General features: G+C 36.7%; 16 protein-coding genes and 4 pseudogenes. 18 read left to right on the forward strand and 2 right to left on the reverse strand.

Annotated features, from left to right (window positions below):
- Positions 1-5: 5 nt before the first annotated feature.
- The 11 genes and pseudogenes from AB1F57_RS06830 (at position 6) to AB1F57_RS06880 (ending at position 15,524) form a co-directional block, all read left to right on the forward strand.
- On the forward strand, positions 6-3,227 hold the full coding sequence (locus tag AB1F57_RS06830; RefSeq protein WP_245169941.1) for a CD1108 family mobile element protein: 3,222 nt from the start codon (positions 6-8) through the stop codon (positions 3,225-3,227).
- Between the two features lie 10 nt (positions 3,228-3,237).
- The gene (locus AB1F57_RS06835) at positions 3,238-3,453 is read left to right on the forward strand and encodes a hypothetical protein (protein WP_027973788.1); all 216 of its coding nucleotides are present in this window, start codon (positions 3,238-3,240) and stop codon (positions 3,451-3,453) included.
- Positions 3,437-4,033: a CD1107 family mobile element protein gene (locus tag AB1F57_RS06840; protein ID WP_161951252.1), complete on the forward strand. Its 597-nt coding sequence runs from the start codon at positions 3,437-3,439 to the stop codon at positions 4,031-4,033. The genes AB1F57_RS06835 and AB1F57_RS06840 overlap by 17 nt, the downstream gene beginning before the upstream one ends.
- A gap of 42 nt (positions 4,034-4,075) precedes the next feature.
- Positions 4,076-4,585 carry a DUF3990 domain-containing protein gene (locus AB1F57_RS06845; protein ID WP_245169942.1) on the forward strand — a complete coding sequence of 170 codons (510 nt, stop codon included), beginning with the start codon at positions 4,076-4,078 and terminating at the stop codon, positions 4,583-4,585.
- 113 nt (positions 4,586-4,698) lie between these two features.
- Positions 4,699-4,923 (forward strand): hypothetical protein, encoded by a 225-nt coding sequence (locus tag AB1F57_RS06850; protein WP_367985530.1) that lies wholly within the window; start codon positions 4,699-4,701, stop codon positions 4,921-4,923.
- Between the two features lie 78 nt (positions 4,924-5,001).
- Positions 5,002-6,204 carry a DNA (cytosine-5-)-methyltransferase gene (gene dcm, locus AB1F57_RS06855; protein WP_105209172.1) on the forward strand — a complete coding sequence of 401 codons (1,203 nt, stop codon included), beginning with the start codon at positions 5,002-5,004 and terminating at the stop codon, positions 6,202-6,204.
- Positions 6,182-7,141 (forward strand): DNA (cytosine-5-)-methyltransferase, encoded by a 960-nt coding sequence (dcm, locus tag AB1F57_RS06860; RefSeq protein WP_105209171.1) that lies wholly within the window; start codon positions 6,182-6,184, stop codon positions 7,139-7,141. The genes dcm (AB1F57_RS06855) and dcm (AB1F57_RS06860) overlap by 23 nt, the downstream gene beginning before the upstream one ends.
- Positions 7,138-7,590: a hypothetical protein gene (locus AB1F57_RS06865; protein WP_105209170.1), complete on the forward strand. Its 453-nt coding sequence runs from the start codon at positions 7,138-7,140 to the stop codon at positions 7,588-7,590. Before dcm (AB1F57_RS06860) ends, AB1F57_RS06865 begins: the two co-directional genes overlap by 4 nt.
- A gap of 817 nt (positions 7,591-8,407) precedes the next feature.
- Complete coding sequence (locus AB1F57_RS06870; protein WP_367986338.1) at positions 8,408-8,815, forward strand: TnpV protein; 408 nt, start codon at positions 8,408-8,410, stop codon at positions 8,813-8,815.
- Positions 8,816-9,501: 686 nt separating this feature from the next.
- Positions 9,502-14,877, forward strand: a pseudogene (locus tag AB1F57_RS06875) (DEAD/DEAH box helicase family protein); the annotation flags it as partial.
- Positions 14,874-15,524 carry a single-stranded DNA-binding protein gene (locus AB1F57_RS06880; RefSeq protein WP_367985531.1) on the forward strand — a complete coding sequence of 217 codons (651 nt, stop codon included), beginning with the start codon at positions 14,874-14,876 and terminating at the stop codon, positions 15,522-15,524. The pseudogene AB1F57_RS06875 and the gene AB1F57_RS06880, both read left to right, overlap by 4 nt.
- A gap of 23 nt (positions 15,525-15,547) precedes the next feature.
- On the opposite strand, the pseudogene AB1F57_RS06885 reads toward AB1F57_RS06880, so the two are convergent.
- Positions 15,548-16,084, reverse strand: a pseudogene (locus AB1F57_RS06885) (PBECR4 domain-containing protein); the annotation flags it as partial.
- Positions 16,085-16,477: 393 nt separating this feature from the next.
- On the opposite strand from AB1F57_RS06885, the pseudogene AB1F57_RS06890 reads away from it, so the two are divergent.
- The 7 genes and pseudogenes from AB1F57_RS06890 to AB1F57_RS06920 form a co-directional block, all read left to right on the forward strand.
- Positions 16,478-18,577: pseudogene (locus tag AB1F57_RS06890) on the forward strand (DNA methyltransferase); the annotation flags it as partial.
- 15 nt (positions 18,578-18,592) lie between these two features.
- Positions 18,593-19,078, forward strand: a pseudogene (locus AB1F57_RS06895) (nucleotidyltransferase domain-containing protein); the annotation flags it as partial.
- Positions 19,059-19,802 carry a class I SAM-dependent methyltransferase gene (locus tag AB1F57_RS06900; RefSeq protein ID WP_367985532.1) on the forward strand — a complete coding sequence of 248 codons (744 nt, stop codon included), beginning with the start codon at positions 19,059-19,061 and terminating at the stop codon, positions 19,800-19,802. The pseudogene AB1F57_RS06895 and the gene AB1F57_RS06900, both read left to right, overlap by 20 nt.
- 24 nt (positions 19,803-19,826) lie before the next feature.
- Positions 19,827-20,690: an aminoglycoside nucleotidyltransferase ANT(6)-Ia gene (locus AB1F57_RS06905; RefSeq protein WP_002294505.1), complete on the forward strand. Its 864-nt coding sequence runs from the start codon at positions 19,827-19,829 to the stop codon at positions 20,688-20,690.
- A gap of 43 nt (positions 20,691-20,733) precedes the next feature.
- Entirely contained in the window at positions 20,734-21,261 is a 528-nt protein-coding gene (locus tag AB1F57_RS06910) for a phosphoribosyltransferase family protein (RefSeq protein ID WP_002294507.1), read from the forward strand.
- Between the two features lie 131 nt (positions 21,262-21,392).
- On the forward strand, positions 21,393-22,202 hold the full coding sequence (locus AB1F57_RS06915; protein ID WP_002294509.1) for an ANT(9) family aminoglycoside nucleotidyltransferase Spw: 810 nt from the start codon (positions 21,393-21,395) through the stop codon (positions 22,200-22,202).
- Positions 22,203-22,419: 217 nt separating this feature from the next.
- On the forward strand, positions 22,420-22,671 hold the full coding sequence (locus AB1F57_RS06920; RefSeq protein ID WP_002294510.1) for a hypothetical protein: 252 nt from the start codon (positions 22,420-22,422) through the stop codon (positions 22,669-22,671).
- A 50-nt stretch (positions 22,672-22,721) separates the two neighbouring features.
- Here AB1F57_RS06920 and AB1F57_RS06925 read toward each other — a convergent pair whose 3' ends face one another.
- A complete protein-coding gene (locus tag AB1F57_RS06925; RefSeq protein ID WP_228380658.1) occupies positions 22,722-23,063 on the reverse strand; it encodes a hypothetical protein in 342 nt (113 codons plus the stop codon).
- Between the last annotated feature and the right edge of the window lie 90 nt (positions 23,064-23,153).

The raw sequence follows: 23,153 nt of genomic DNA on the forward strand, positions 1-23,153 counted from the left end.
GAGAAATGGGAAAGTCAAAACGAATGGTCCGCGAGACCAATAAGAAACATTATTCAAAATCAAAACCTGATATAGGACAACGGAAAGAAGTGCAAGATTTTTCTGGGAGAGCAGTTGATGAGAAAGTTCGCTTTCAGCACCAAATTATTCATAAGGGAAGTAAACTAGAGAGTAACCATCTTAAAGGTGATACGTCAGAAAAAAAGAATCATATTCACAATAAATCAAATGTTAAATCCATGCAAATACTTTCAAACAATCAAGATGAAAACAAATCAACTATACAACTTGATAGTTTACGAACTAAAATGGTTAATCAGGAAAGTTCGCAACAATCTCATCCAGCAGAAAGATTACAAGTTGAATCAAGGCCACCGACACAGAGGAGAAAAGTTCAATTAAATCAACGTAATTCTTTTGAAAGTCAAAATTTTTCACAAACACAGAACGACAACGCAACTACTGTCCAGACTAGTTTACATTCTGAATTCAAAACAAGTTTTGAGGAGGATATTCAACCACCCCCTCTTGAGATGGATGCCCGACCTCCTGAACTTGTAAGTATACATGAAGACTTTGTTAATTCAACTGAATTATATATAAAGAAGCATAGGGATATAGAGTCAAGAACTAGTAATATTCAGGGAAAAAGCGTTGATCTGAGCAATCAGTCAAATGTTCGAAAAAATCCCGAAAGTCCATTTCGTAGATTTGAGACTAATCAAAGTAGAATCGTTGATGCAGACTCAAAGTTTTCCCATCGTAGAAATGAGGGGGAAACAAAACTTATTCATCACCAAAGCCAAGAAAATACTTCTAAACTTAGAATAAAGAAGAGAAGAATACACGGTCAAGGTGAGTTAGTTAAAGAGCGTGGCAATATTTTCTCAGATAGACCTTTATCACCATTTGAAACTAGTTTAGAGTTATCTCAAAATGAAGCAGATTCCACTGGTTTTGTTGAGACAGCTTCAATAATTGAAGGTGATAGGAATGTAAAAGTTAATGATGATTCTATTCTTTCAAGTCGGATTATTCCGGGCAATAGAAACCCTCAAATCATCATTTCTGATGAATCAAAAAATCCGAATATCAGAAGAATGTTTGTAAAGAATAGTCAGCACCTTCAAAATGATAAAATGGATACTCTAATTGATGAAGCTTGTCAAAGTTCAGAGCAATTTCAGCCAAATCTTAATGATAATACAATTACGGTTGGACAAACAGATCAGTCTATAAATGCCTGGTCAAAAAAGTTACATCAATCAAAATTTAGCCTATTCTCAAGTAATATTCTGCAATCAAATGCTGTCATTGAAAAGGTAAAGATTGGAGAGAATCAGTTTTCAACACGAACAAGAAAGCAATTTTCAAGTAGACAGGTAAAAAAGGAAGCAAAAGTAATTGTTGATAAGGGATCTATTCTAGATTCTACTAATAACAAAGATAGTCAAATTGATTATTTAGTATCCAAACCCACGTCAAATACTAGCCTACTACCTGTTGATAGAAGACCAACTTATGCTTTGACAAAAACAACTATGAATCAAACATATAAGGGGCGTCTTCCGTCAAAAAATAACATTAAGGTAAAACCAAATAAACCACTCAGATTTCCAAATGGACAGGCACAGGTACACGAAAAGATAAATTCATTAGTAAATGAACCTATTGAATTCGTCAAGGATAGGAAGAATAACCGTTTATTAAAAAACATTGAAAAAAGTAAACTTGGTCGAATCCAAAGAACTCCATATAAAAAAGTAATGTCAGTAATGGCCAATAGTGAGTTTCTAGCAGCTAGTTATCTTCAAGCGGGGGCTGAGGAGAATGTGGCAGTGGATGCAACAACAAAAGCGATGAATATCCATGCAACTACAACTATGAAGATTGCCCAAAAATCTAATCGAAAAAAGACTTTGAAGAAACTGACAAAGAAGGCAAAGATTAGACAATCACAGTTGGAGTTTCGACATAAGTATCGTTTGTTGAAGGAAGATAAAACTTTTAAACGGCAATCATTCTACCGCAAAGCGATGTATCGTCATCGATTGAGGCAACAAATACGTAAGAAACACCTTCCTAGATTCAGAGACAGGATAAAAGAAGAAGCAATAAAAATACTTAATCAATTCGTTCAATACATTACCACAAAATGGAAGAGTATGTTAGTTTTGGTTTTGGCTGTATTTTCACTGTTGACGGTTGTTTACTCTAATAGTCAATTTATTTTCGGTGCACTATCATCAGTTTCTTTCCAACTTACCACTACATCTTATTTATCTTCAGAGGAAATGCTAATTGCCTTAAATCACATTTTCTCTACTTATGAATTGACATTATCCAATCAGTTGACGAGATTGAAGGAGTCGAAACCTGGATATGATGAATACATTGTAAAAGGTAGGGAACAAATTGGCCATGATCCGCATGTCTTATTAGCCTATCTGACAGCTCGTTTCGGTGAAATAAAAGACCAAGCAAGTGTTGAACCTGCGATGAGACAATTATTTGAGCAGATGTATCATGTTTCCTACCAAGAGGAGAAGGAAATCCGGTACCGAACAGTCAAGGAAGAAGTGCTTGACACAAGTGGGAAGAAAACTATTGTAGAAAAACGAGTTCCATATTTGTATCGAAAATTAGTCGCAACGGTTTCAAAAAAAGATATGAATGGTCTAGTTCATGAAACATTTGCGAGTAAGCCACATAATTTAGAACATTATAAGATACTACGAGAATCGAAAGGGAACTTAGAAGCTTCTTTTCCTTCAGGTACAGGAATCAGTCTTCCAGGAAATGTATCATCAGTTTACGACGTAAATTTGACAGGTGGTAATTTTCCACCACCAAATCCTAGCCATGTTGCAGCCTTAAATGGTGGTTACCCTGGGCAATGCACCTGGTATGTATATAATCGCTTTTCACAACTTGGAAAGCCAATCCAACATTCCCCAATGGGAAATGGAGGAGAGTGGGCTTTCTACGCTGCAAAATACGGTTATCCAGTTAGTCGGGAGGCACGAGCTGGTACCGCAGTATGTATGCCACCAACTGTACCCTATGCGGACCCTACCTACGGTCATATTGCGTTTGTCGAGCGAGTTAATCCTGATGGTAGTATCGTTATATCAGAAATGAATGTTAAAGGGGAATTCGTGATTTCAACAGGCTATCTTCCTCGGGAGATGGCGGCACAATGTTATTACATCAATTTTGGATTATAAGGAGGAATATATGCGTAAAGATATTCAAATGTTGCAAAAAAAGAAAGAAAAGTTACTAGAAAAAAAGCAAAAACTTGACCAAGATTTGGCTCAGGTTTTGCAGGATGAACAAGATTTAATTTATGAAGAGGTCATCGTTGTCTTTGAAAAATCAAATCTATCACTTGAAGAATTTACTAAAAAAGTCCTATTTGAAAAGGAGTTGTCGCATGAAACGATTAAGTAGTTTTGTGAAGTTGACTGGGTTGGTTATGCTTTTTAGTGGTTGCCAAACTATTTATGCAAGCTCTCCAAATCTAGACACAAATAGTCAGCCAGTAGCAATTTCGGTTAATCCTCAAGCCTCAGAGCAAAGCAATGCTAAGGGGCAAGTTACAGAAAATGTTGATGCTAATAATCAAGATTATGAAATTACCGAATCTGTTGCAACTAAGCGACAATTTGTCACATTCACGAGTAAATCAGGTAAGGTGTTTCATCTGATTATTGATCATGATAAAGGTGGACAGAATGTCCAATTACTAACAGAAGTTTCAGAACAGGATTTGCTTAACCTAATTGAATCAACTAATACGGTTGCAGTCAAACCACAAAAGATTGAAGAAGTTGTCGAAGAAAAACCTGTCAAGAAAGAAGAATCGAAACAAAAATCTTCAGCTGGTAACTACATTATTATCGGTCTATTTCTTATTGGAGTTTTGTGTGCAGGGTATTATATGAAGGTCATTAAACCCAAGAAAGAACACAACTTTGAAGAATTTGAAGAAGATGATGATTATGTAAGTGAAGGAGAAGAGGAAGTTTGACATTGTTTTCCTTTTTTGTATAATGACTATAGAGGTATTGAAATGGATTTAACAAGTAAGCAAATTAAAAATTTATCACATAATAAATGGTATCATGCTACTTTAAAAAGACATCTTCCGTCTTTGTTGAAAGGGATAAAGGTAGATTTCAACTTAGGACATGAACTCGATTTTGGTGCTGGATTTTATATCACTTCGGATTTTCAACAAGCTCAAAAATATATCAATCGTTTGGTAGAATTTCTAAATGCCAATAATGCTAGTTCGAAATTTTTGGGGAATGTCGATGAGGAAGGGATTATTTTAGAGTTTGAACTGACAGATTTTCCTTCCATCTTTACAACTTCTAAATACAAGTGTCACTATTTCAATAGTCATAAGGCTTCTAATGATGTAATAGATTTTGCTGAGTTTGTGTTTCAGAATAGGCTTCGCTCAAGTGAACGGATTCATCAATTTGATTTTATATATGGAGTTCAGACGGATGATAATCCGACAGGTTTACTTCAAAAATATAAGGCTGGAATAATTTCAAAAACAGATGTTTTATAAGAATTTCGTAAGCCATTCTCATTTAAGCAGTTATCCATTCACAATCAAGACTTTTGTGATATAATGAAGGTAAATAAGATATATTTATCTGAAGATGGAAAGGAGTTAGACCAATGGCAAAAACTGTGATTAGCCCTGTTGATTTGTATAGTAATGAATTAGCACAGGCTTTGTTAGAAGCATCTAAATACAAACTTGAGGCTAGTGTTGCACATCAAATTTCAAGACAGTATGCAAGTCAGGTAGATTTTGAAGATCCAATCTTGATGCATGTTGGGGTTAACTCCATAGCTAGCACCTTGATTGATAAAATAAAACCTGAGTATTTTCAGACTTAATAAAACGTTTTGATACTTAATCATTAGAGCGATTAGAGAAATCTAGTCGCTTTTTTCTTTTGTAAGAAAGGAGGAAAAATGTATTTTTTGGATTTATTTGCAGGGATAGGAGGTTTTCGATTAGGACTTGAACAAGCTGGTCACATTTGTGTCGGTTTTTGTGAAATAGACCGCTTTGCTCGAAATTCCTACCAAGCTATTTTTGATACGGGAGGAGAAGTTGAATTTCATGATATACGAGAAATATCCAATAAGTCATTCCGCAAGCTCCGAGGAAAAATTGATTGTATCTGTGGTGGATTCCCTTGTCAGGCATTTTCGCTCGCAGGACGAAGATTGGGATTTGAAGATACTAGAGGAACTCTGTTCTTCGAGATTGCTAGAGCGACCCAACAAATCCAACCACGGTTTTTACTACTTGAAAACGTTAAGGGCTTACTCAATCATGACCAAGGGAGGACGTTCCGAACTATACTCACCACGCTTAATGAATTGGGGTATGATGTTGAATGGCAAGTACTTGACAGCAAATATTTTGGTGTCCCTCAACACAGGGAAAGAGTCTATATTATTGGACATTCTAGAGGAAGAAGTCGACAGTTCATTTTTCCTCTCGGACGAAAAAGTAAACAGACTAATTTATCAAGTCCAACATGTCTAGGAAATATAAATCCTTCAGGAAGTGGGTTAAATGGAAATGTATATTCATCGAGCGGAATTTCGCCCGCTTTGACTACTAATAAAGGTGAGGGGGTAAAAATTGCTTATCCTATCCTAACACCTGATAGATTGGTTAAAAGGCAAAGGGGACGGCGGATGAAAGACCCAACAGAACCCATGTTGACGTTAACGGCACAAGACCGACACGGAGTTGTCTTGGAAAAACGCATTCCGAGAAAACGAGGACTTTACATACGTTCAAATACAAATAAGGGATTCGAGATTGCTGTTGAAGGTGACTCGCTTAATTTTGCTTATCCATCATCAAATTTTCGTAGAGGACGAGTTGGAAAACAGGTTGCTCAAACCTTAGTAACTGGTAACTCTCTTGGAGTTGTAACGAATCAATTGCGGATTCGTAAATTAACTCCAAGAGAGTGTTTTCGTTTACAGGGTTTTCCTGACTGGGCATTTAATCGAGCCAGTAGTGTTTCTTCCAATTCGCAATTGTATAAGCAAGCAGGTAACGCAGTAACGGTACCTGTTGTTTATGAAATTGGCAAGAGATTAGCCGCTATAGAAAAGGAGGGAAAAGCAGTTGAAAACCATGAGAGTTGTTGAATTATTTGGAGGAATTGGTGCTTTTCGGAAAGCACTACTAAATCAGAAGGTCCCTCATGAATTGATAGACTTTGTTGAAATAGATAGGAATTGTGTAAAAAGTTATAACGTCCTCTATAACGAGAATTTTATTCCTCAATCCGTTAAAGGGTATTCCTTACCAAATGTTCAGATTGACCTGTTAATGCATGGTAGTCCTTGTCAGGATTTTTCACGTTCTGGACTAAAAAGAGGGGGAAGGAAAGGTTCGTTTACGAGAAGTTCACTATTGTTTGAGACAATTATGATTTTAAAAAATGCTGTCAAAAAACCTAAATGGGTTATTTGGGAGAATGTCGTAGGTGTACTAGATAAGAAAATGAAACCAACATTTGAGACCTATCTATCTGAACTGGAATATTTAGGCTATTCATCTTGCTATTGGGTTTTGGACAGCTATGATTTTGGAATACCTCAAAAACGGAAACGTGTCTTTGTAGTGAGTTTTCTTGGCGAAGTTAACCCATTTGATTTTTCAAAATTGGAACGCATGAAATCTCCGTCGATGCAGGTATTTTTGGAGAAAGATGTAGCCGAGAAGTATCTGGTCACCCAACCTTCAATTCTAAAATATATTGAAAAAGCTTGTCAGTCAGTTTTTACTGAACGAGTTCATATCATTCAAGATTATTGCTATACCATTTCTACGAAGCAAACACGAGTGCCAAATGCTGGGTTTATTAAACTTACAAATGGGAAATATCGCTATCTAACAGAAAGAGAATGTTTCCGCTTGATGGGATTTACTGATTTAGACTTTGATTTATTACGAACTGTATATCCAGAAAAAAACAACAAGAAATCCAGTATCCTCTATCAACAAGCCGGAAATTCCATAGTAGTACCAGTTCTAGAGGCAATCATAAAACAAATTTATCAGAAGGAGTTAATCAAATGAAACTATTACACAAGAAATCAATTTACGAAAGCAATTACGAAGAATCTTTGCGACATGACAAGGAGATAGACGATATTATATCAAAACTTTTGTCGCTACCAGATTACCATTCGGAATTTCAATTACGATTCGAGGATGATTATCATAAGGAAATGAATGTTCCTTTAGACTATGAATCATTTCTTCATAATATTTTCGATTTTATTGCGGAGCAAGACATAAAAAATGGAGTTGATGTTCTTTTGACTGACGAAGGAAATCTTTGCTTTATGGCTTACGGCCAGTCGTATACCATTCGCTCTACTGGTGTATCGGATGTGGTTCGAACTTCTGTAACAGTTATCTCTAAAGATGAAGATGATAATAAAGTGGATTTTGGTCAGCACTTTGCTTGTCCAGTCCCTGAAAAAGAGCAAACGAACAAACCTAAGTCCGAACATGTTTTATAGGGATAGAAAGGAGAAGTCATGCGAGTTGAAGATTATGCCAACTATGTCGGAGACTTATCCAGTTACTATCTCTCAGATGTTGATGCTTATCAGAGACTGTTAGCACGCTTGGGCTTTGTTGTTGGCTTTGACTTTCAAAATCAATTGAGCATTATTCATCAGAGACCGACAGCCAGTTTATGCTCAGACTTTCAATCCTGGAAATCAGTTGACCATATTGTTAGACGAGGTCAAAAAGGGATTCCAATTTTATTAAATAAACAATCCAAAATGTCAATTGGATATGTATTTGACATAAGTCAGACAGTTTTGACGAATAGAGATAACAAGCCAATTGTGGAGTGGCAATATGAAGCAGGTCAGGATCTATCCATTTTAGCAGACCTTGTTCATGAGAGACTATCGCTTAGACCAGAAAATGAGGCTGCTGCAATTCGCTATCTTGCAAATCTTGCAACGAAAGGTATTGGTTCAAAAGTTCTTGTCGGAATGAATTTAGATGTGGAAACCGAATCAAACTTATTACGCTTTATTGAACAAAGTTTTGAAGCAGTATTATCAAATAGACTTGGAATTGCACTAAAACTGAACCAAGACTTGCTAGAAAATGGTCTCGGTCAATTTAGCCCACGTCAGTTTCTGATATTTGGTGATTATTTGACCAGAATGTCGCAAAAAATTCTCAGGATTATTCATCAAAAAAAGTATGAGAAAATTGCATTAAAAGAGCAGACAAAAGAACTGATTGAGCGGTATAATGAGGTTGTAGAAGAAAGAGGAGGACAAAGAGATGAATCAAGCATTACTGATCGAGAAGATGAACACGACCTTGACAGTCAACGACTTCAGTCACTGTCAATCAACAGAGGAGATAGTAGAGGTGATTTATCGTCTAACACTACAGACCCTTCGAACCAATCAACAGATTCGGGACGAGATTGGGAAAGCTCTCTACTCCAAGGAAAGATTGGAGTTTCTGAGCAAGGAAGAGAACAAGACCGAACTACTTTTGGAATTATATCAGACAGGACAGCTGATTCCACATTTGATAGCAGTGGAGAAAGAATCACAGAGCATGGCGGAACAAATAGAAAGTCATCTGATTCAAGAATGGAAGTTGACCGAGGACTTGAAGACCAAGGATATGTTGAGCTGGATCAGCCAGATGAACAATCTTCGTCAATCCGTCAAGGAACAAGTCAGGGAGAATCTAATTTACATTTAGATAAAATATCACTTGAAGAATTGCATGATGTACTTCGAAAAGGTACTGGTACACGAGGTGGGCGACTTAGAGTTGCTCACTTTTTTTCTAGTCAGGAAGATATTAAAATTCAAGCTCATTTTTTACAAAAAGAATATGGATGGGGTGGTGCTACTGGTCCAAATTTTCCTATTTCCTACAATTATGACTCCAGAGGCTTGCACTTGACAAGAAAGGCTGATGGTTATAACGAAACATTTAGTTGGAGGAAAGTTGCAGGTGAAATTGATAGACTTTTAGAAAATGAGACGTATCTGTCTGATGACGAAAGCAAGCTTTACCAATACAATGAACAGATATTCTCTAATTTTCAAGAATCACCATTATTTGAATTTGATAAACTGGACAATGGTCAAGTTAATGTATTTTTGGAAGATGAATTTGTAGCACGAATTGATACAGTTGGTCAGGTTAGCTATGTTGTAGAGTTAGAGGACCGTTTTAAGTTTGAAATTGATGAGTATGTTCAAAACCTAGAAACTAGTTTGCTGATAGAAAAAATCAGTCAGCATGAGCAGTTGGATCTCTTTGATGATTCAGCTTTTGATGATAGTAGTGTTGATGATATAATACCTGTTGCGGAAGTTATCAATTCAGCAGACCATCTCACTCCTTCACAGTCCACTAGGAAACCTGATTTATTAGACAACTACATTCTAGATAATTTACCACATTCACTCTCTCCCTCCGAACGCTTAGACAATAACTTAGAAGCGATTCGAATCATAAAAAAATTAGATTTGGAAGGTAGACGAGCTACTTTTGAAGAACAGAAATCACTTGCCTTATATGTTGGATGGGGTGGACTGGCTGATGTTTTTAACGAGGAGAAAACCGGACAATGGTTAGAAGCACGAAATGAACTTACAGAATTGCTTAGTCCAGAAGAATTTCAAGCAGCCAAGGAATCCACCTTGACTGCTTTTTATACACCACCAATGGTCATTGACGCTATTTATCTGGGATTGAAGAATCTTGGATTTGAAAACGGTAATATTTTGGAGCCTTCTTGTGGGGTTGGAAACTTCCTCGGTCGCCTACCAAGTGAAATGGGGCATTCAAAAATCTATGGTGTAGAGTTAGATAGAATCAGCGGTAGGATTGCACAAGAACTATATCAAAAATCAACTATTCAAATACAAGGATACGAAGATACAAGCTTTTCAAATAATTTCTTCGATGTGGCAGTTGGAAATGTTCCGTTTGGTGATTTTAAAGTTTCGGATAGAGATTATGACCGAGAAAAATTCTTGATACATGATTATTTCTTTGCCAAGTCTATCGACAAGGTTCGCAGTGGTGGAGTGATTGCATTTGTGACCTCTTCTGGAACCATGGACAAACAAGATAGTCGAGTCCGTCAGTATCTGGCCAATAGGTGCGATTTATTGGGGGCCATTCGGCTACCAAATTCAACTTTTAAAGGTTTGGCAGGAACTGAAGTTACCAGTGATATTCTTTTCTTGCAGAAGCGAGATGTTATTCGAGAGCAAGATGTTGACTGGATACATTTAGCAAGAGATGAGAATGGATTTACTTACAATAAGTATTTTGTAGATCATCCAGAGATGGTCTTGGGTAAAATGACAGAAGTCTCTGGGAGATTTGGTCCAAGTTTAGCTTGTATTCCCAATGAGGAAAATTTGAGTGTGCAATTGACAACTGCCGTTGAAGAAATTCAAGGTGAGATACCAAATATTAAAATCCATCAACAAATCAATGATGGGCAGGACATACTTCCAGCTTTGGATCATGTTAAGAATTTTTCTTATACCATGATAGATGGAATTCCCTATTTTCGTGAAGATTCGGTGATGATTCGGCAACACATGACAGACAAGGAAATCAATAGACTAAAAAATTATCTAGCGGTTGTCGAAAGTCTGAAAGAAGTCATTCAACTCCAAAAAGAAAATGCTAGTGATGAGTTAATTCAAGAAAGTCAACATAGGTTAAATAAAGCTTATGATACTTTCAAAGTCAATCATGACTATATTAACTCTACACTAAACCGTAGGAATTTGCGTGAGGATAGTAACTATCCATTAGTATCATCAATTGAGAAACTGGATAAAGGTAAGTTTGCAGGGAAAGGGGATATTTTCTTTAAACGGACGATTGCTAAAGCAAAAGTTGTCGAGCATTGTGAATCTAGTCATGAAGCTTTGATACTTTCAATTTCAGAAAAGGGAAGAGTTGACTTTGACTATATGACTAAGTTGACCGACAAACCGAGAGAAGTTCTCGTAAAAGAGTTGAAAGGCGAGATATATCTCGATATTCCCTACCTATATCCTGAAACAAAATTACTTCCATTTTCAGAGAAAGGGATGGAAGAAATGGGATTAACGTATGTTCCAGCAGACCAATACCTAAGTGGAAATATTCGTGAGAAAATGGCAATCATGGATTTTTACATTGAAAGGTATCAAGCAATTGAAAATCCAGATAAGGAAGTTCTTGATAATTTAATTGAACTGAAATTTCAGAGAGATAAACTTCAGGGAGTCATGCCTAAAGAATTGACCGCAAGTGAAATATCGGTACGACTTGGTGCAACTTGGATTCCTACATCAGATATCAATCAGTTTATTTTTGATACTTTACAGCCTGGTTATTATGCTAAACAAGCAATAAATGTTCATTTTTCTCCTTTTACATCAGAGTGGAAGATTGATGGCAAGACACAGGATAGTCGCAATGACTTAGCAAATTTGACTTATGGGACAAGCAGGGTAAATGCTTATCGACTTATTGAAGATTCATTGAATTTGCGTGATACTAGAGTGTACGATACTGTCTATACTGATGGTGGTGATAAGAGACAAGTTCTAAACAAGAAAGAAACTATGTTAGCAGGTGAGAAGCAGGAACTCCTCAAAGAGGCTTTCAAGGATTGGATTTTTAAGGACCAAAGGCGAAGACATCGTTTAGAAAAACTTTATAATGAGAAATTTAATTCTGTACGAAATCGTGAGTATGATGGGCAATATTTATCCCTTGAAGGAATGACAGCAGATATAAGTTTACGTCCTCATCAAAAAAATGCTATTGCGAGGACACTATACGGAGGCAATACACTTCTAGCTCATGTTGTCGGAGCAGGGAAAACGTTCGAGATGGTTGCCAGTGCTATGGAAAGTAAGCGTCTGGGCATGAGCAATAAAGCATTGTTTGTTGTTCCAAACCACTTGACGGAACAAATGGGACGGGAGTTTATGGAGTTGTATCCAGCTGCCAATATCATGGTGGCCACGAAAAAAGATTTTGAACCTGCCAATCGAAAACGTTTTGTTGGTAGGATAGCGACTGGTGAATATGATGCAGTTATTATTGGACATAGTCAATTTGAGAAGATTCCAATGAGTAAGGAATATCAGGAGCAGCACTTAAAACGTCAAATTCAAGATATAGTTGAGTTTATTGAAGAATATAAGTACCAAAGAGACCAAAACTTTACTGTTAAGCAACTTGAGGGAACTAAGAAGAAACTAGAGGCCAAACTAAAAAAATTAAATGATGATTTCCGTAAGGATGATGTTGTCACCTTTGAAGAATTGGGAGTTGACAAACTTTATATTGATGAAGCTCATAACTACAAAAATCTTTATCTTTATACCAAAATGCGAAACGTGGCAGGAATTGGCCAAACTGAAGCTATGAAATCTTCAGATATGTTTATGAAGTGTCGTTATTTGGACGAGTTGACGGGTGGAAAGGGTGTTGTTTTTGCGACAGGTACACCAGTGTCAAATTCGATGAGTGAACTCTACACCATGCAACGCTATCTCCAATATGATGACCTAGAGAAAAAAGGCTTACACCACTTTGATTCCTGGGCTTCTACGTTCGGTGAAACAGTTACTGCCATCGAACTTTCTCCAGAAGGTGACTCCTATCGTAGTAAGACACGATTCTCAAAATTTTATAATTTGCCTGAACTCATGTCCTTTGTTAAAGAAATGGCTGATATTAAAACTGCGGACCTTTTGAATTTACCAACACCCCAAGCTCATTACGAAACAATTTTAACCCGACCTACGAACCATCAGAAAGAAATTTTAAAGACTTTATCTGAACGAGCTGATAAGGTTCGGAATAGAAAAGTTGAGCCTCATGAAGATAATATGTTGCGAATAACAAATGATGGAAAAAAGATAGCCTTGGATCAACGGTTAATCAATACCTTACTACCTGATGATCCTGAGAGCAAGGTCAATGTCTGCACAAAAAATATTTTTTCTATTTGGGAAAAATCGAGCGAACGACGGTCAGCACAGCTAGTTTTTTGTGATATGTCTACACCTAGAGGGGATGGAACGTTTAATCTTTATGATGATATGAAAGGCAAGTTAATTGAACTCGGTATCCCAGAAAATGAAATAGCATTTATACATGATGCAAATAATGAAAAGCAAAAGGCGGAACTCTTTGCCAAGGTCAGAAGTGGAGATGTTCGCATTTTATTTGGGTCTACGTCGAAAATGGGAGCAGGAACAAACGTTCAAAGTAAACTAATAGCCTTACATGATTTAGATGTTCCTTGGAGGCCGGCTGATTTGGAGCAACGGTCTGGTCGTATCGTGCGTCAGGGGAATGAAAACAAGGATGTCTATATCTACCGTTATGTGACCGAGAATACCTTTGATGCGTACCTTTGGCAGACCATTGAAAATAAGCAAAAGTTTATCTCCCAAATTATGACCTCAAAAACACCTGTTCGCGTGGCTGATGATGTTGATGAGAATACCTTGAACTATGCAGAAATTAAAGCACTTGCGACTGGTAATCCACTTATTAAAGAAAAGATGGATTTAGATGTTGAAGTATCGAAGTTACGAATGTTGGAATCCAATTATAAATCTAACCTTTATCAGTTGGAAGATAAAATTGCAAAACATTATCCATCAGAGATTACTCGATTAAAAGGGCAAATTGAAAAAGTAAATGAAGATATTAAAAGACGTGAGCCTAAAGTACAAGGTGATGGCCTATTTAACGGAATGGAGATATTAGGTAAGACGTATTCTGACAAAAAAGAAGCAGCAGAAGAATTGATGAAAATTTTACCATTGGTTCCAGCTGAGGGCAGTATGCCTATTGGCAACTATCGTGGATTTGAAGTTTCAGCATTCTTCAATCAGATTGCTCAAGCAATGGATTTTGTGATTGAGGGAAATCTTTCTTACAATGGTCATTTTGGTGAAAGCCCAGAAGGCAATATTCAGCGTTTAGACAACGTTTTGGATCGAATTGATGAAGAACTATCCAAGCTAGAAAATAGACTGTCAGATGTCCAATACAAGCTCCAGGTAGCAAAAGAAGAGGTGACAAAACCATTTGAAAAGGCAGATATGTTAAAAGAAAAGACCTTGCGTTTAGCAGAGGTCAATCGAATCTTGGACATGGGCGAAGTAGAAGAACTGGATAATCCCAATCCCTTACTTGAAGATGTTAAAGCAGCGATTGTTGACTTTTTGGATCGTGAGTATGGCTTCTGCGAAGAATCAATTCATAGTAACGTAGAACAATTCAATGATATATTCTCAACTGGAGATTTAGTCTACTTAGCCAAGAGCAAAAGTAACGTTGGTGGATATGATATTGAGTATAGTGTAGACTTGTCCAATTTTTCTTGGAAATTAACCTTCGCAGATTCAGATATTCGTACAGGTCAGTTTGATGGAAGTACACCAGAGGAGCAAGCCCAGCATTTTAAATTATTTTTAGAACATTCAACCAAAGACGATTTACTATCAATTGATGAGAAAACAACCTGTCAAATGCTCGGTTTACCTTATACGAGAGAGTCGCTTGATCATGACATGGATAACGATGGAATTGTAGACCGTTATGACCATGATATTAAGGATAGTGATGCCTTTGAATCAACTTATGATGTCGATGGAGAGGAAAAACGACCTTCCACATTAGCACAAATTCAAGCTTTTAAAGCTGAAGTTGATGAACGTGACTACAAAAGTCAGAAGAAAGAAGAAATAGAAGAGGAGCAAGTAATATGAATTTTGAAGAAATGAAATCAACTTTAGGAAATATGTTGAAAGAAAACTATGCAGACTTTACCAAGGCCATTATTTCAATTGTAAAGGATATTTCAGATCCAGCCCTGTTGGAACAAGTCTACCAGGCTTATATGGATGATGATTCAATTTCAGGTTTGTTGCATTCCAATATTGATGCTATTATTGAAACATTAGAAACTGATAAGAGCCAAATATCCTTAGTTAATGTTGAATTTGTAGGCAATGTTACGAAAGATGTCGAGGTTAACGTATTTCGAGGTGCGGATGGCGAGGATTTTAAAGTTGCAAATTTTTCCATAGCACGCAATGATGAAGAAGGGAATACGCAATTTACGAAGGTAATAGCTTATAACGGACGGGCTGACTTTGCAGAGCAATTAAAGAAAGGGGATTTTGTTAAGTTAACAGGTCAGATGAAGTATGATGAGTATGAAGGAAAACTCTTCAGTAACCTTGTTGTTAAGAATATAAAAATCTTAAAAACGAGAAAGAAATCCCTGGAGGAGAAGGCTGCGAAAGAAGAGAAACCTTCAACGTTAGGAGCATTGAAAGAGTATTCCAACAAACAAAATCAGAACAAACTAAACCTAAACAGGATAAAGGGATGGAATTATGAAATAAGCTAGACTTCCGATTTTGGAGGTCTAGCTTATTTTTTCGGTCTGGAGTAAAGTGTTGTGCTTTGCTTAGTTTGATGGTCAATTTCAATTATCTCTAATACTGTATACCTTACTTGATTCATTGTGTAGTCACGAGTTGATTTTTCAAAGGTTGAAACAGGTATATACTGATTTGGCTCTTTGGAATCTCTCTGTCTATCAAGAAATAGATAACCGATTTTATTGTCGAACGTAAATTCTAATAGATACTCCCATCGAATCTTGCTTCCCTTGATTGGATATAGTTTTGTAAATCGTACTGATAGAGTTGGTGAAGAAAAACTTTCTTTGAGTATTTCGAGAATACGCAACCTTCCACATATATCAGTAAAACCATTTGACCTAGTTAGCAATTCTTCGGAGATTGTTTTTTTCAAAATCAAATTATAGATTTCGTGCTTAGATCTGGTGGGTAAAGATAAACCTCTTAACTTATGTATACCTGCAAAGTGTACAAAATGTTCCTCAGAAAACGTAAGATTGAGAGTTGTTTGCTGTCCTTTTCGTTCTAAAATAATTTGATAGGTTTTTGAAAGGAGTTTTTATAATTTCTTGCGGATGAGAGTAATAATGATTCCATGTATTTCCTTAGAAAAAAGGACAGGATAACCTGCCCTTAGTAATGAGTGTTTTCATTGTTGGCTTGAGGTGTTCACACATAACCCTGGTAAAGCTCCAGCCACAGTCAAACCAACCGACCATAGACCTTCAACGCTTAGTAAATACTCTTGTTATCTACAGTATTAGTATATCTAAAAAGAAACATTAAATCAAGTATTTTGAAAAATTTTTGTCAACAGAGATATACTGATTTTATTTGGAAATCTATTTCAAATGATTCATAAATTCTTCATAAAATCTCTATTTATCCTAGTTTTCCATGATATAATTATTATAATGTTCATAAAGGAAGTATATGTATGGATTTAAGAAGTCAGAAAAAAGCAGCTAAAGAATTTATTCTTCGATGGGAAGGTCGTGGCAATGAGCGTCAGGATAGTCAGTCATTTTGGTTGGATTTATTGGGTTCGGTCTATGGTATAGAGAATCCATCGGAATACATCACCTTTGAAGATAAGGTCGTGTTGGACCATACGAGTTTCATCGATGGCTATATAGACAAAACCAAGGTCATGATCGAGCAAAAAGGTGCCAATAAGGATTTGAACAAGGCCATCAAACAGTCAGATGGTTCTTTGTTAACTCCATTCCAACAAGCCAAACGCTATTCAGCTAATTTGCCCTACTCACAACGTCCACGTTGGATTGTGACGTCCAATTTCAAGGAGTTCTATATCTATGATATGGAGCAACCTAATGCCGAGGCAACGATTGTCAAGTTAGTGGATTTGGAGCAAGAGTTTTACCGTTTAGAATTTTTAGTTGATAAGTCGAATGAGCATCTAGAACGGGAAATGCAGATTTCCATGGAGGCTGGTGAAATTGTCCATGAGATGTATGAGGGTCTGCTCAAACAGTATAAAAATCCGAACAGTCCTGATAGCCTGCACGCAATCAACCAGCTGATTGTTCGTCTCGTATTCTGCCTTTACGCAGAAGATTCAGGATTGTTTGGGCATAAGCTAGCCTTTCATGATTATTTGGCACGGTTTGGGAGTCGAGATTTTCGTAGAGCCTTACATGATTTGTTTGATGTGCTAGATACACCAATAGAACAGCGTGATCCTTATTTAGATGATGACCTGGCTGCCTTTCCTTATGTCAATGGGGGCATGTTTGCTGAGAAACAGATTGAAATTCCGAACTTTACCGAGGAGCTGCGTGCCTTGATTTTGGAACATGCTAGTTCTCAGTTTGACTGGTCAGACATCAGTCCGACCATCTTCGGTGCAGTTTTTGAATCAACACTCAACCCTGAGACCCGCCATTCGGGCGGTATGCACTATACCTCCATTGAAAATATCCATAAGGTCATCGATCCACTCTTTTTGAATGACTTGAAAGATGAGCTAAATGACATTCGCCAGTTTAAACAAGCCAAAAAGGTGGAACAAAAAGCCAAACAATTTCAGAATAAACTAGCTAGTCTAACCTTCTTTGACCCTGCCTGTGGGTCTGGTAACTTCTTGACCGAAACCTATATCTCCCTCAGACGCTTGGAAAACGAAGCCATAAAGCTCTATATGGGAGATAGTGTCAAGTTAGATGTTGAGGAGCTCGACTTGGTCAAGGTCAAGCTTAATCAGTTCTACGGTATCGAGATAAATGATTTCGCCGTCTCCGTAGCCAAAACAGCTCTCTGGATAGCCGAAAGCCAGATGCTAGATGCCACCAAAGAAATCGTCTATGCCGAGCTAGACTTCCTACCGCTCAAGTCCTATACCAATATCCACCATGGCAATGCCCTAACGACTGACTGGGAAATAGTAGTGGACAAGGACAAACTCAACTACATCATCGGAAATCCACCGTTTTTGGGACATAGGAATGTTTCTATTGAACAAAAAAATGACATGAAGCGCATTTTCAATAATCAACAAGGTCGTCTTGACTTTGTTTCGGCATGGTACGAAATTGCATCTAATTTCATGAGGGGGACTTTGATTGAAACAGCATTTGTTTCAACTAATTCTATCGTTCAAGGTGTACATATAGAAAACCTTTGGAAAAATTTAATTGATAAGGGGATTAAGATTAACTTTGCTTATAAAACTTTCGTATGGGGGAGTGAGTCTAAAGATAATGCTGCTGTTCATTGTGTCATTATTTCATTCTCGTATTTTGATAGAGATGAAAAAATTCTATTTGAATCTCCCAATAAAAACGGTATATCTCTGGTAATTAAGACTAATGTAATTAGCCCGTATTTAACAGATAGTTTTAGACCGATAATTTTGTCTCGAAAAATTCCATTAACAGATGTTCCTAAAATGATTTATGGTAATATTCCACGCGATGGTGGGTTCTATACTTTTACAACTGATGAAATGAATGATTTCATCTCGCATGAACCTAAATCAAGACAGTATTTCTTTAGATTTATCGGAGCCAGGGAGTATATAAATGATATAGATATTAGTGCAATGTATCGAGGAGAATTAGCGATTAGCAAAATACTATATGCTAAGAATGAAAGCTTATGCGAATTAAAAAAACAGGCAGAAACTTATCCCAATGCTTTGCAGAAAAGTTTAGTTAACTTTTTTATGTTTGAAGCAGGGTTCTCTTTAATGTTTGTAAAAGCAAATTCGGGAACAGACGATAAATATTATATTGCGGGTCATGTTTTTCGTATAGTTTCATGTTTAAATCAAGTGTTATTTGCATGTAATAATGCTTATTGTATCAACGAAAAGAAAGCTATAAAACTGCTTGAAACTTTTGAACATAAACCTGAAAAATATACCGAGAAGGTAAATCATATTTTTGAAGTACTCGGTATCTCACTTTTTGAATGCTACGACATGACCGAGAAGCTTTATAATGAAGTGAATGAAATTGTATCGGAGATAAATAACTTTTTAAACGAGGAGAGTTCAGATGAAAGAAAACAAATATGATGATAATATATTTTTTCAAAAATACAGTCAAATGAGTCGCTCGCAGAAAGGACTGGCTGGTGCGGGAGAATGGGAGACTTTGAAAAAGATGCTACCTGATTTTAAGGGTAAGCGTGTGCTTGATTTAGGATGCGGCTATGGATGGCACTGTATATATGCGATGGAAAACGGTGCTTCCTCTGTAGTAGGTGTTGATATTTCTCATAAAATGCTCGAAGTAGCAAAAGGAAAAACCCATTTTCCACAGATTGAATATGAATGCTGTGCCATAGAAGATGTGGATTTCCCAGAGGAGAGCTTTGATGTAATACTAAGTTCGCTTGCGTTTCATTATGTAGCAGACTATGAGAATTTAATAAAAAAGATATATAGGATGCTGAAGGCTGGTGGCAATTTAGTTTTTACAGTTGAACATCCTGTTTTTACTGCTCATGGAACACAAGACTGGTATTATAACGAAAAAGGAGAAATACTGCATTTCCCGGTGGACAATTATTATTATGAGGGCAAACGGACAGCTATGTTTTTGGAAGAAAAGGTTACAAAATATCATAGAACACTGACCACATATCTAAATACACTGCTTTCAAATAGTTTTATAATAAATCAGATTGTGGAGCCACAGCCGCCAGAGAACATGATGGATATTCCGGGGATGGCGGATGAAATGCGACGCCCAATGATGCTGATTGTATCGGCAAAAAAAGAAGATGTAATAATATAGAAAAAATAAACGAGGAGTATGTAAATGAGATCAGAAAAAGAAATGATGGATTTAGTACTTTCTTTAGCAGAACAGGATGAACGTATTCGAATTGTGACCCTTGAGGGGTCACGCGCAAATATTAATATACCTAAAGATGAATTTCAGGATTATGATATTACATATTTTGTAAGTGATATAGAACCGTTTATATCTAATGATGACTGGCTTAATCAATTTGGGAATATAATAATGATGCAAAAGCCGGAGGATATGGAATTATTCCCACCTGAAGAAAAGGGATTTTCCTATCTTATGCTATTTGATGATTACAATAAAATTGATCTTACCTTATTGCCCTTGGAAGAGTTAGATAATTACCTAAAGGGCGATAAATTAATAAAGGTTCTAATTGATAAAGATTGTAGAATTAAAAGGGACATAGTTCCGACTGATATAGATTATCATGTAAGAAAGCCAAGCGCAAGGGAGTATGATGATTGCTGCAATGAATTTTGGAATGTAACACCTTATGTTATTAAAGGATTGTGCCGCAAAGAGATACTGTTTGCAATCGATCATCTGAACCAGATTCTACGGTTTGAACTACTTAGGATGATGTCGTGGAAGGTTGGGATAAAGACAGAATTTTCATTAAGTGTTGGGAAAAATTATAAGTATATTAACAAATACATTGATGAAGATCTATGGAATAGATTATTATCTACATATCGCATGGATTCCTATGAAAATATTTGGAAGTCATTATTTATATGCCACCAATTGTTCAGGGAAGTGTCCAAAGAGGTAGCAGAACTACTGGGGTTTGATTATCCAGAGTATGGTAAGAACATAACAAGATATACCGAGGACATGTATAAAAAATATGTTGAAAATGACTATTTTTAAAGATTAGCAAAGATTATTAACCATAAGCAAGGGGTGTAAATGTATGGAAAGTACTGATGTTATAAATGAAATTAGAGGTATATTACCTCGTAACTCAATTGGAAAATATGATTTACTAACTATTTTTACACATAAAACCGTTTTTGATAAAATTGTAAAAGTACTATCATTGGATTTTCAAAATAAAGTAGATTATGTGGCTGCCCCAGAAGCAATTGGATGGATACTAGGCACTGCCATAGCCAAAGAACTTGGAGTGGGGTTTATTGGAGTAAGAAAAGGTGATAAGCTGCCATACGCAAAAGAAGAGATTATTTCGACACATTTTACCGACTATTCAGGTCAAGATAAAAGCTTTGAAATATCTAAGAGTTCTATTGTGAGGAACAAAAGAGTTTTGATTGTAGATGATTGGATAGAGACAGGTTCTCAAATGAAGGCTTTAATAGCTTTGTTAGAGAAATTGGATTGCAGCATTATTGGGTTGGCTACTATTGGGATTGATATAAATGAGGTTACTCAAAAATGGATAGACAGCAGTTTTGTAGCTTATATTGGCTCAAACATATAATAAACCGAAAGAAAATCTTGAATCAAAATTTTGGATGGCGTTAATTTACAATACAACGAAAGATGTTTACTCTTTTTTTATAAATTTTAAGAGGCGTTAAAAAACAGTTTTCAGACGAAAGGAGATCGAAGTTGAGTATAGATTTAAGTAACAAAAAAATTCCGAAAGAAGCAATTCAAGCATTAAAAACTATAGCGGAACTACTTGATAATATGTTAATTGGGGTGTATTTGTATGGTTCGGCAGTAATGGGTGGTTTACGTATGAATAGCGATGTAGATATTTTGGTAATAACAAATCAAAGTTTATCTGAAAAAACTCGAAGGAATCTTACAAATAGGTTAATGCTTATATCTGGGAAAATAGGAAACATAAAAGATATGAGGCCTCTTGAAGTTACGGTCATAAATCAAAAGGATATTGTCCCTTGGCATTTCCCCCCAAAATATGAATTTATGTATGGCGAGTGGCTAAGAGAGCAGTTTGAAAAGGGAGAAATTCCTGAGTCGACTTATGATCCGGATTTAGCAATACTTTTAGCACAACTAAGAAAAAATAGTATTAACCTTTTGGGACCTAAGGCAACAGAAGTAATTGAGCCTGTGCCAATGACAGATATTCGAAAAGCAATTAAAGAATCGTTGCCCGGGTTGATAGCTAGCATTAACGGTGACGAACGCAATGTGATTTTAACTTTAGCCAGAATGTGGCTGACAGCATCTACTGGTGAAATTCGCTCAAAAGATCTGGCAGCTGAATGGGCGATACCTCAATTACCCGATGAGCATGCTACTTTACTCAACAAAGCGAGAGAGGCTTATTTAGGAGAGTGTGTTGACAAGTGGGAAGGAATGGAATCTGAGGTGGCTGAACTCGTTAATCATATGAAAAAGTCTATAGAGTCTTCCCTTAATATCCAATTACCTTTTCGAATAGTTTAAATATAACAAAGACTAGTTGTTAATGTGCATTATTGATTGCTTCGATATGTTCCCCCATATATCAGTTTCTTAAAAAATAATCAAAATACCGTTGATACGTTCCCGCGAACGAAAGGGTTAAAAATCAGCTTAAGACATCAATGCCATCAACTCGAGCCACGTTGAGACGTGTGTTTTATTGTCCCACAAAAGTGCAGACGATTTTATCAGTGTAAAAATGGAGTACGCAGACGACCGAAAAATCCAGCCAGATCGTATCACCTACAGGCTTATTCAGGAGTATATCGAAGAAAAGTACGGCTTCAAAGTTCACACTGCAAACATTGCAGAGGTCAAAAGAAACTTAGGCCTGCCGATGTACGACGCACCAAACGCAGTTGAAGAACTAAAACGCCCATATAAACCAGCACCAGAATATAAAGTAGAAGCTATTAAAGACGCATTAAGGCACTTCAAGGTCATAGATTAAAGTAAAGTACCCTTTCAGCAGATCATTACTGTTGAGAGGGTCTTACTTTTTCAGAAGCCGGCCAATGTAAGGATAGCCCTACAAGATTGCGGGTCTTTCTCTTCGAGCCATGTTTCCAGATTGCTTATAGCGATATCCTTTTGAATATGGATGCTCTCTTCAAATCGATATTCGATTGCACATGTAAGGATATCAACAGGTTCATCAAGAACCTTACCGCCAAGAACTGGGTATTCGTCAATTACAATCCAGTCAGGTGGGAGACCATCAAAGAGAGCCTGCGGATACAATTCCCTAAAGTGAATCTCAATTTCCATAGCTTCGATCTCACCTTGTTCTTTATCTGGGTAACAAGTGGCATAAGATACATCGAAGCCTCTAGTGAGCAGCATCTGAACGACATTGATGAGTTCAATATCAACAGGAATGGTCTTATCGGCGCATTTACAACAAGGCTTCGACCAAATTTCACTGTATAGCTC

The sequence above is a fragment of the Streptococcus nasisuis genome, assembly GCF_040836615.1.
GTDB lineage: Bacteria > Bacillota > Bacilli > Lactobacillales > Streptococcaceae > Streptococcus > Streptococcus suis_V.